Here is a 10984-nt window from a genome sequence, read left to right as displayed (position 1 = left end):
CTTGTATGTTTAACCCCGGCAGGCCTAGAAAGGGTCTGTCGGGGTGGAGGGACGAGGCCGGCATCTGGCCTGTGGCACAGACGGTAGGAGAATTCGTCCCACCCCTCACCTTAAACGCCGATAAGGAATCGATCGGCACGGGACCGACGATAGATGGCAAGCCAGCGTTCGGTGAGGCCCCGACAGACAACTCCAAGCTAGCTCGGGAGGTGTGATGATGGCAACGCATCGGATCGGGGTCGATGTCGGCAAGGCCGAGTTGTGGATCAGCATCGACGGTGAAACCGCACAGCCGTGTCCCAACGAGCTCCCGGCGATCCGCCGGTGGGTCCGTGGCTTGGAGGGTCCGGCCGACTTTGCCCTGGAAGCCACCAACGACTATCACTTGGCCCTGGCGCTGGAGGCTCATCATCAGGGCCACCGGGTGTATCTGATTAATGGCTATCGCCTCAATCGCTACCGCGAGAGCATCGGTGGCCGGGCCAAGACCGATGCCGGGGATGCTCGGCTTCTGGTGCGTTATCTGCAACGCGAACAGGACGAACTGCGCCCCTGGACACCGCCACCCGAGGGCTACCGGACCCTGCAAAAGCTGCTGCGCCGGCGTGCCACGCTGGTGCGGGCACGGGTCATGCTGGAGCAGAGCCTGCGAGGCGTACCCGAACTGCAGTCCAATCTGAAGGATCTGCTCCGGGAGATCGGTCGGCTGGACGCTGTCCTCCAGCGTGTGCTGCGCGAGACGGTCGGTCGCGCCGGCTGGTCGGATCACGCCCGACGCTGCCAGCAGATCGAGGGTGTGGGCCCGCTCACCGCCACCGGCTTGACGATGGCGTTCCATCGCGGCGCCTTCCGCAGCGGTGATGCGTTCGTTGCCTTCCTGGGGTTGGATGTCCGCATACGCGACTCCGGCACGAAACGGGGGCAGCGCAAACTCACCAAACAGGGCGATCCAGAGTTGCGACGGCTGCTCTATCTGGCCGCGATGCAGGCCAAGTCGAAAGCCGCCTGGAGCGACTACTACCAGCGCTGCCTGGACCGTGGCCTGGCGACGACCCAGGCACTGAACGCCTTGGCTCGAAAGCTGGCCCGCGTCGCCTTCGCCCTGATGAAAAATCAGACCGATTACCAACCTAAGATCCCTTGTGGAGAGACATAGAATCTCCTACAGGGTGGGTGGCTCATCCGCGGGTTTGGCGTTTTGCACCTCGGCGCGGAGTTGTTCGATTTCGGTCATCAGGGCTTCGTGCTCGGCGCGTTTGCGCTGGAGCAGGCCGTACGCCAGGCGCGCCTTTTCCTGCAGGCCGTTCGGCGTGAGCTTGTACAGGTAGGCCGAGCGGTTGTCCGAGCGGCGGAAGTTCTGCGCCTTGACCCAGCCACGGTCGAGCACGGCCCTGAGCGCGTAGTGCGTCTTGCCCACCGACAGGCCCAGCGCCCGCGCGAGCTGGCGTTGGCTCATGTCCGGCTCGCGCTCCAGCAGGCGGAGCACTTCCAGATGTAGGTCTTCTTCAATCAATAGGTTATCCGGATCATGAGCAGCGTTTGGGCACGCTACCGCCGGGACGGTGCACCCGGATTATTCGCGGGCCCGCCCTAGGAGAACTGCTAAATGTGCGTTCACGGCATGAACGCAGGCCAAAATTAGAGCATATCGGCCGGTCGCATGGCAACGGAACGCGCGGGTCCGGTCGGGCCCGCGCGCAAACATGACCATGCTTTGAAGAAGCCCTCCCCTCCAGAAGCTCCGGCGGGGAACGCTACATGAGTCCGGAGCTAGCCTTGTTCGGGGCGGCGGCTTCGGGCGTTGCTGACAAACTCCCAGAAGAACGCCGCAAACAATCCGAGCATGCCCCCAAGGACAACGGACAGGGCGACGATGAGCGCGCGGCCGGCACCCACGGGGCTATCGGATTCCCCGGTAAGGAAGGTTTGCTCGGTGTCGCGGCTCATCGCTTCAATTGTTTCGGCGCTGGATGCCGCATCCGTGCGGGACGAACGCAACCTGGACAGCTCTCGGCGGATATCGCCAATTTGCTGGGCCACGATCAAGCCGGCGATGTCATCGCCCTCGCCCAGCCGCCCGTAGAGGGCGTTGAGGTCCTCCTGCAGCAGCGCGATCTGGTCATCCAGGACCTCGATGCGGCTGTTCAAGGGCCTCAGATGGCTGGCCAGGCTTTGTTCAAACCGTGGCCTCAGCCACTCGGCCATAGCCGCGATCACCCCCTCGTGGAGATCCGCCACATGCTCGGCGGCCTCGCGCGTACTGGTGGACTCCAGGATCAGGCTGTAGTCCGAGCCGTGGGCACTCACGCGAACGCGAGGCCCCCGCTCCTCGTCGCCGAAGAGCTGATCGCGTTGCTGCGGGATCAGTACGTCCTCGAGCCGAGCGATCACCATATCCTGTGAGACCACGTCGATGAACCCGGCGGAATAGATCCTCGGGAGATCCACACCCGAGCGGTATTCGTACTCCACCGGCTGCATCAAGGCATACACGACACCCAGAACGACGGTGAGTACCGCGACACCCAGCAGGACCGGCAAACGGCGCATCAGCACATCCCACAGCTCGTACAGACTGATTTCGTCGTCGTACGGACGGGATTGCGGACCGGTGGGATCGTTCATGAGTCAGTTCCTGTATTCAAACGCAATGTGCAGGGGGGCCTCGGTTCGGCCCGAGGCATTCGGCCAGGTCAATACCGGCAGTGATGGCGGCCGCGAACCACTTGCCAGGAAGGCGCTCGGGCATTGCCATAATGCGGGCTCGAAGTGCCTTAAGGGTTCAACCCCGGGGCGTCGCGATTGGACCGGAAACCAGGGCTTTTTGCAAGGTTAGCCGCCGCCCTTTTCCCAACCTGATTAGCAACGATCGTCAGCCAGTGGCGGGGCCCATTTGGGGACGTGCATGCCCCCCCGGGCCACTTTGATCCAGGCCTTCCTGGGAGTGTCACCCTCCCGGGGCCCTTACCCCTGCCCTGTCATCCTGGTCGGAGCTCACCCTGATTGTGATACCGGTCGTAGCGCCCCCTCCCCGTCATCCCGGCCGTAGCGCAGCGGAGAGCCGGGATCTCCGCACGCCGTTCCAGCCCCAACGTACGCGTCACTCATACCGTGGAGATCCCGGATAACCGCTGCGCGGTTTCCGGGATGACGATGTAGGAGGCGCCTGGATACCCGAGCCCTCACGGGCCTTGAGCCTGGCGGACGCTCGTTGCTAATCAGGTTTCCCAATGACCCCCGCAACCGGCCAGCCGGTGATGATCAGAGGAATAAAGCCGCATCGACCGAGATGACCCAACCGAAGGCATCGTCGGTCCGTGGCTGCATGACCACGGAGAAGAGCCTTGTGGGAGCGGGCCTGTTCGCGAAGGGGGACCCGGGCTGGCTTTGGCGGGGGCTTCGCGGGCGAGCCCGTCCTACAGGGGGACAGCGAACCGGGCTGGGTCAGTCGTTGTTGAAGAGGTCGCGGGTGTAGACCTTGTCGGTCTGGTCGCGGAGGTCGTCGGTGATGCGGTTGGCGACGATGACGTCGGACACGCGCTTGAACTCGTCCAGGTCGCGGATGACGCGGGAGCGGTAGAACTCGTCATCGGGGAGCTCCGGCTCGTAGACGACGACTTCGATGCCCTTGGCCTTGATGCGCTTCATCACGCCCTGGATGGCGGAGGCACGGAAGTTGTCGGAGCCGCTCTTCATGACCAGACGGTAGATGCCGACGACCTTTGGCTGACGCTTGATGATCGCGTCTGACACAAAGTCCTTGCGCGTGCGGTTCGCGTCAACAATGGCCTTGATGATGTTGTTCGGGACCTCGTCATAGTTGGCCAGCAACTGCTTGGTGTCTTTCGGGAGGCAATAGCCGCCAAAACCGAACGACGGGTTGTTGTAGTGGCTGCCGATGCGCGGGTCCAGGCACACGCCCTCGATGATCTGACGCGTATCCAGGCCGTTGGCTTCGGCGTAACTGTCCAGTTCGTTGAAATACGCCACGCGCATGGCCAGGTAGGTGTTGGCGAACAGCTTGATCGCCTCGGCCTCGGTCGAGTGCGTGAAGACCATGGGGATATCGTCGTCCATCGCGCCTTCCGCCAGCAGCCGGGCGAAGGTCTCGGCCCGCTCGGACTGCTCGCCGACGATGATCCGGGAGGGGTGCAGGTTGTCGTACAGCGCCCGCCCCTCGCGCAGGAACTCCGGCGAGAACAGGATGTTGTCGGTCTCCAGCTGCGCCTTGATCTCGCGCGTGTAGCCGACCGGAACGGTGGACTTGATGACCATCACCGCATGCGGATTGATCGCAAGCACATCGCGGATCACGGACTCCACGGTGGCGGTGTTGAAGTAGTTGGTCTGCGGGTCGTAGTCCGTCGGCGTGGCGATGATCACGAAGTTCGCGTCCGCGTAGGCCTCCTGCTTATCCAGCGTGGCCTTGAGGTTCAGCGCATGGTTTTCCAGGAAGTCCTGGATCTCGACATCGATGATCGGGGAGTGCTTGCGGTTGATCTGCTCGACCTTCTCCGGCACCACGTCGAGCGCGACGACTTCATGGTGCTGCGCGAGCAGGACGGCGTTGGAGAGCCCGACGTAGCCGGTTCCGGCGACTGCGATTTTCATTCCTGGTTTCCTTCCTGTTGCAATCGGTGTAGCCAAGTTCGTCGGCCGTGCGTCCGAGCCCTGTAGGAGCCGCCTTGGCGGCGAAGCCCCTGCCGAAGTCCGGCGCGGGCAGGGGCTTCGCCTGCGAGCAGGCTCCTACAGGGGCGCTGGCACGTTTGCCCAGCGCCCGAGGATACTGGGGCGCCATGAACAATGATGCGATCGGGGGCACGAAAGGTTAACGCCCGCCTTACCCAGCCACGCGTTCCTGCGGTGGGTGATTGGCCGGGGCGTACTCGTGTACTACAGCGCGGATGGTGCGGCAGGCCCGCTCGGTGTCCATGTCGCGGTCGGCCTGGTCCAGCTGATTGAGGGCTGCGTGCAGATCCTGCGCCGATACGCAGTCCTCGCGTGCGCGCATGATCCGCGGATGGCCTGTGGCCTGGACGTTGTCGCCGATCAACAGCTCCTCGTAGAGCTTCTCGCCCGGACGCAGGCCGGTGAACACGATCTCCACGCCATCTTCGGGCACGCCGTCTTCCTTCACCTGGCGCCCATGCAGGTGGATCATGCGCCGCGCCAGGTCCACGATGCGGACCGGCTCGCCCATGTCGAGCACGTAGACTTCGCCGCCCTCGGCCATGGCACCGGCCTGGATCACCAGTTCGGTCGCCTCGGGGATGGACATGAAGTAGCGCGTGATCTCCGGGTGGGTCACCGTCACCGGGCCGCCATCGCGGATCTGCTGGTGGAACAGCGGCACCACGGAGCCGGACGAGCCCAGCACGTTGCCGAAGCGCACCATGCTGAAGATGGTCCCGCGCTGGTCTCGGGCGCGATCCTGCAGGACCATCTCGGCCAGGCGCTTGGTGGCGCCCATGACGTTGGTGGGGCGCACGGCCTTGTCGGTGGAGATCAGGATAAAGCGATCCACGCCGGCATTGAGCGCTGCCTCCGCGAGCACGGCGGTCCCGAAGACATTGTTGCGCACGCCCTCGATCAGGTTGGCCTCGACGATCGGCACATGCTTGTAGGCCGCGGCGTGGTACAGCGTTTGTACGCCGTATTCCGCCAGCACGGAGGCCACACGCCGCGCATTGGCCACCGAACCCAGCACCGCGTGAATGGCCGGGCACTGCTCCAGTTGCGCCGAGTACTCCTGCAGCTCGCGCTCGATGCTGTAGAGCGCGAACTCGTTGCGCTCGAACAGGATCAGCGCCGCCGGCTCCAGACGGATGATGCGCCGGCACAGTTCGGAGCCAATGGAACCGCCCGCGCCGGTCACCATCACCACCCGCCCGTGCACGCTGCAGGTCAGCAGCTCGGGGTCCGGGGGTACCGGGTCGCGCCCGAGCAGATCGGCGATGTCCACGTCTTCCAGCTGTTCCAGGCTCGCATGCCCGGAGACCACCGACTCCATCGACGGAACCGTCTGCACGTACACCGGGAGCGGTTCCAGCTGTTCCAGGATGCGCCGGCGTTCCTGGCGCGTCGCGGACGGAATGGCCAGGAGCATCCGCCTGACCCGGAAACGGGACACAAAGCGCTCAAGACGATCCGGACTATGGACGGGAATCCCGTCGATCGAACTCCCCTGCAGGCTGCGATCCTCGTCTACGAAGGCGACCACTCGAAACCGGCCCCCGGCCTTGAGCCCGGACAGGAGCTGCACGCCGGCCTCGCCCGCCCCGAAGACCACCACCGGCTCGGCACCCGCGCCCGCCTCGATGATCGAGCGATACCACGTGCGCACCAGGAAGCGGCTGCCGCCGACATAGATGAAGGCCACGATCGCGAAGTTAATCGGCACCGAACGCGGGAAGCCCTCGACCCGTCCCAGCATCGCGGCCGCCCATAGCACCAACGCCAGGACCACCACCCCGGACCCCACGGCCCAGATGGTGCGCGCCCCCATGAAACGCACCACGGCCCGATAAAGCCCCAGCCGCACAAACAGCGGAATGCCGACCAGGACCACCAGCGGGAACAGCCACCAGGTCTCCAGCATGATCAGCGGGAACGGCTCGGCCAGGCGGATCGCGAAGCCGGACCACAACGCCAGCGGCAGCATGACGGTATCCGCCATCACCATGAGCCAGCGCTTCTTCGAGCGCGGCAGCTTGAACAAGCTTTCCAGGCCCCTTCTCAGCATGATCTGCAACACCGTCCCGGCATGTCTCGCCCGACTCTCCCGTCCACAAAAACTACCCGGATTACACTACAGCAAGTGTACGCACCCGCTCACCGCCGCTCTCCATCGCGGCGTGCGGAGCATAAGCAAGCCGTGATGAAAATGCACTCATCGCTGAAGGGGTTGTGATCGGTTCCATGCTGGCAGGGGCGTTCGCGGGCAGTCCCGCTCCCACAAGGGTACCCCCGGCTTGGTTTACTGTGGGAGCGGCCCTGGCCGCGAAGCCCCCGCCAAACTCCATCCAGCCCCTTACTCCAGCCAGACCGCATCCCACAGGGGGTAATCACCGAGATTGCCGACCAGCCCTGCCCGCAGCGGGTTCGCCACCACATAGCGGGCGACCGCCTGGAGATCCTCTTCCCGGCGCAACGCGCGGTCATGGAAGCCGCTCTGCCACACTCGACACGTGCACCTCCGCAGTCGCCCAATCCGGCGGGTAGTGAGACTCTTGAGCTTTTGCACGGTACTGGAGAGGTCACCCCCTTCCAACTGCATCAGCCAGTGCACATGGTCAGGCATGACCACGAAACAGAACGTCGACGCCGCGCCTTCCAGATCGCGCAACGCATGAACGACGCAGCGACCCTGGTCGAATTGCGAAAACCAGGCTTGCCGATCAGCACAGACCGCGGTGATCAGATAGACCCGCCCCGGCTCGCTGAAACGGCCGAGGCGCAGACGGTGCGTTCGTGCCTTCCGTGGCATTCCAACCTCCTTGACTTGTCGAAGCACTTACTTGCAGGAACGAGCTTTGTGGGAGCGGGCCTTGCCCGCGAATGCCTCCCGCCCAAGCCCAACACCGGCAGGCGCTTCGCGGGCAAGGCCCGCTCCCACAGTGAAATTGCGACAGCCCAAATTGCCTCAGGCGAGGAGTTGGGCGAGGTCGTCGGGGCCGAGGATGGGGATGTCGAGGGATTCGGCCTTGGTGACCTTGGAGCCGGGGTCGGCGCCGGCGATAACGGCGGTGGTCTTTTTGGAGACGGAGCCGGTGATCTTGGCGCCGCGGGCCTCGAGGGCGGCCTTGGCCTCGTCGCGGGTCATGGCGTCGAAGCTGCCGGTGAGGACGTAGGTGCAGCCCGCCAGCGGGGCATCGTCATCGGTCGCCGCGGCTTCTCGCCGGGGCGGGTCGGGCCAGTGCACGCCGGCGTCGCGCAGGGCGCGGATGACCTCGAGGTTGTGCGGCTCGGCGAAGAAGTTGGCGATGTGCTCGGCGACGATAGGCCCGACGTCGGGGACTTCCTGCAGGGCCTCGGCGTCGGCCTGCATCAGCGTGTCGAGGTCGCCGTAGTATTCGGCCAGGTTGCGGGCGGTGACCTCCCCCACCTCGCGGATGCCCAGCGCGAAGATGAAGCGCGCCAGCGTGGTCTCGCGCGCCTGTTCCAGGGCGTTGACCAGGTTCTCGGCGAGCTTGGGGCCGACCCGTTCCAGCGCCTCCAGGCGCTCGGCATCCAGGGCGAACAGATCCGCCGGGCTTTGCACGATGCCGCCGTCGGCCAGCTGCTCGATGATTTTCTCGCCGAAGCCCTCGATGTCCATCGCGCGGCGCGAGACGAAGTGCTTGAGGGCCTCGCGCCGTTGCGCCGGGCATACCAGTCCGCCGGTACAACGGGCGACGACCTCGCCTTCGGTGCGCTCGATGTGCGAGTCGCACTCCGGGCAGGCCGCGGGCATCTCGATGGCGCGGGTATCGGTGGGGCGCTCGCCGCCGGCGCGGCCGACCACCTCGGGGATCACGTCGCCGGCGCGGCGCACGATCACGCGGTCGCCGATGCGCACATCCTTGCGCGCGATCTCGTCCATGTTGTGCAGCGTGGCGTTGCTGACCATCACGCCACCAACCAGCACCGGCTCCAGGCGCGCCACCGGGGTGAGCGCGCCGGTGCGACCGACACGGAATTCGACATTGCGCAGCGTGGTGGTGCGCTCCTCCGCCGGGAACTTGTGGGCGATGGCCCAGCGCGGCGCGCGCGAGACGAAGCCCAGCTGCTGTTGATCGGCCAGGGCATCCACCTTGTACACGATGCCGTCGATCTCGTAATCCAGCCCCGCGCGGCGGGCGGCGAGGCGCTCGTAGTAGTCGAGACAGGCCTCGACGCCCTCCAGCACCTCGCGCTCCGGGCAGGCCGGGAAGCCCAGGCGCTGCAGCCAGTCCAGCGTGCCGGACTGGGTGTCCGGCAGCGTCCCGCCCTCGACGAAACCCACCGAGTAGGCAAAGAAGCTGAGCGGGCGGCGCGCGGTCACCTTCGAGTCCAGCTGGCGCAGGCTGCCGGCGGCGGCATTGCGCGGGTTCATGAACCCACGCAGGCCGTCGGCCTCCAGCCCGGCGTTCAGGCGCTCGAAGTCGGCGCGGCGCATGAAGACCTCGCCGCGCACCTCCAGCACCCGCGGGGCATCGTCGGTGAAGCGGTCGCCCAAATGCAGCGGGATCGGCCGCACGGTGCGCACGTTCGCGGTTACGTCCTCGCCGGTCTCGCCGTCGCCGCGGGTGGCGGCCTGGATCAGGCGACCGTCCTCGTAGATCAGGCTGATGGCGAGGCCGTCCAGCTTGGGCTCGGCCATGTAGGTGACGGCGCCCTCGCCGCGCGCAGGGTCGCCAGTCTGTTTCGCCAGACGCTCGCGCACGCGGCGGTCGAAGTCGCGGATCGCGTCCGCCTCGAAGCCGTTGGCGAGCGACAGCATCGGCAGGCGATGTCGGACGGTGGCAAAGCCCTCGGCCGGGGTGGCGCCCACGCGTTGGGTGGGCGAATCGGGGGTGACAAGCTCCGGGTGGTCCGCCTCCAGTTGCTCCAACTCGCGCATCAGGGCGTCGAACTCGGCGTCCGACACCTCGGGGTCGTCGAGCACGTAGTAGCGGTAGTTGTGATGCTCGATCTGCCGGCGCAGCTCGTCGATGCGCGCCTGCGGAGCGTCGGTCGAGCCGCCCTGCGAGGCCGGCGAACCCGACGGGCTCATCGCACGCTGCGCCGGCGCAGCACGTCCGGCCGGTGGCGGCGCAGCCAGTCGTTCAGGTCCTCGCGCATGTAGGCCAGCGTCTGGTTGGTGGCGGTGGACTGCTGCGCGTCCAGGATGCTGCCGCCCAGATCGCGTGCCAGCACGTGGGCGTGCTCCAACAATGCCTCGAAGGCACGCTGCGGCTCGGCGCTGCGGTGGACCTGGGTAAACAGCGTGACGCCCGGCGTCATCATGTCGGCCAGGTCTTCCTCGCGCAGGGTGCCGGGCGGGACCATGTTCGCGGCGGAGAACAACGGCACGCGGTTGTCCGTCTCCGGCTCGTGGAAGTGGTAGATGTCCATCTCGCCCGGGGTCATGCCAGCGCGCTGCATCGCGGCGCCCAGGGCGACACCGGTAAACGGCTTGTTGCGCGGTGCGACCACGTGCAGCAGCAGGATCTTCTCGTCGGTTGCGCGATGCTCGGCCTTCGGGTTGCGCCCGACCACGCGCGGTTCGGACACGTATTCACCGAGGGTTTCCATGTCCGGCGCGGGCTTCTCGATGAGGTCCGGGTCCACCTCGTGATCCGGGTCCAGATGCTCGCCCAGGGTGTCCTCGGCACGCGGCGGCTTGAGTCGTGCGGGACGCAGGCGGTCCATGCCGGAACGCAGGCGCGCCCCCAGCCCCCCGAGGGCCGCGCGCGCCCGCTCGCCAGGGGCGGTGGCCGAACCCTTGCGGCGGGCGCGGACCGGGCGATCCTCGGGCGACGGCTCAAACGCCCCGTGTGGCGGGGGCGGCGTCGGCTCGTCGTCGCTGTCCAGTACGCCGTAGATATCCTGGGCGCGCTCGCCGCGGCGCCCGTAGTCCGGCTCCAGATCCGACTCGTCGTCACTGGCGGTCACGCCGAGATGGGGCTCGTGGCGCTCCTCGCGGGCGGGTCCGGGGATATGCGGTTCGTCCAGATCCGGTTCGCGCGCACCACCGGGGCGAACGCTGCGGCCGGTGTCCAGCGGATCACCCCAGCCGGCCTCCGGTTCGCTGGAGCCGCCGGGCTCCGCCGGCTCGTACCAGCGCTTGCGGCCCGGCTCGTCACTCGCGCGGATGTGGACCGCCTCGTCGCCCCAGTCCGCGGCGTCGTCCTCCTCGTCACGCTGTACCGAGCGCGTGCGCAGGCGATGGGCGAGCCAGATTCCCGCGATCAGGACAATCCCCAGAATGACCAGACTGATGCGCATCCAATCCACAAAAAACCTCGTTGATCCCGGTACCGAC

General features: G+C 66.3%; 9 protein-coding genes. 2 read left to right on the top strand and 7 right to left on the bottom strand.

All coding sequences use genetic code 11. The features are described from left to right. Both F817_RS14735 and F817_RS0113630 read left to right on the top strand, forming a co-directional pair. On the top strand, positions 1 to 215 hold a 215-nt coding region (locus F817_RS14735; protein ID WP_026305878.1), incomplete at its 5' end, for a hypothetical protein. Then, positions 215 to 1156 carry an IS110 family transposase gene (locus F817_RS0113630; protein WP_018167930.1) on the top strand — a complete coding sequence of 314 codons (942 nt, stop codon included), beginning with the start codon at positions 215 to 217 and terminating at the stop codon, positions 1154 to 1156. The genes F817_RS14735 and F817_RS0113630, both read left to right, overlap by 1 nt. Before the next feature lie 6 nt (positions 1157 to 1162). Here the strand turns inward: F817_RS0113630 and F817_RS0113625 are convergent, their stop codons facing one another. From F817_RS0113625 to zipA, 7 genes are all read right to left on the bottom strand, one after another. Next, positions 1163 to 1513, bottom strand: coding sequence for a MarR family EPS-associated transcriptional regulator (locus F817_RS0113625; protein WP_024328166.1), 351 nt, complete (start codon positions 1511 to 1513; stop codon positions 1163 to 1165). Between the two features lie 257 nt (positions 1514 to 1770). Next, entirely contained in the window at positions 1771 to 2625 is an 855-nt protein-coding gene (locus F817_RS0113620) for a Wzz/FepE/Etk N-terminal domain-containing protein (protein ID WP_024328165.1), read from the bottom strand. A gap of 819 nt (positions 2626 to 3444) precedes the next feature. Next, a complete protein-coding gene (locus F817_RS0113615) occupies positions 3445 to 4611 on the bottom strand; it encodes a nucleotide sugar dehydrogenase (protein WP_024328164.1) in 1167 nt (388 codons plus the stop codon). 229 nt (positions 4612 to 4840) lie between these two features. Continuing rightward, positions 4841 to 6742, bottom strand: a complete 1902-nt coding sequence (locus tag F817_RS0113610; RefSeq protein ID WP_024328163.1) for a nucleoside-diphosphate sugar epimerase/dehydratase — start codon at positions 6740 to 6742, stop codon at positions 4841 to 4843. Positions 6743 to 7030: 288 nt separating this feature from the next. After that, positions 7031 to 7486, bottom strand: a complete 456-nt coding sequence (locus F817_RS0113605; RefSeq protein ID WP_024328162.1) for a transposase — start codon at positions 7484 to 7486, stop codon at positions 7031 to 7033. 156 nt (positions 7487 to 7642) lie between these two features. After that, positions 7643 to 9733, bottom strand: a complete 2091-nt coding sequence (gene ligA / locus F817_RS0113600) for an NAD-dependent DNA ligase LigA (protein ID WP_024328161.1) — start codon at positions 9731 to 9733, stop codon at positions 7643 to 7645. Beyond that, on the bottom strand, positions 9730 to 10947 hold the full coding sequence (gene zipA, locus F817_RS0113595) for a cell division protein ZipA (RefSeq protein ID WP_024328160.1): 1218 nt from the start codon (positions 10945 to 10947) through the stop codon (positions 9730 to 9732). The genes ligA and zipA overlap by 4 nt, the downstream gene beginning before the upstream one ends. Positions 10948 to 10984: the final 37 nt, after the last annotated feature.

Source organism: Thioalkalivibrio sp. AKL19, from assembly GCF_000420165.1.
In the GTDB taxonomy this organism is placed as follows: Bacteria; Pseudomonadota; Gammaproteobacteria; order Ectothiorhodospirales; family Ectothiorhodospiraceae; genus Thioalkalivibrio.
The sequence above is the reverse complement of the archived record's forward strand: the minus strand, read 5'-3'. Positions and strand labels throughout refer to the sequence as shown.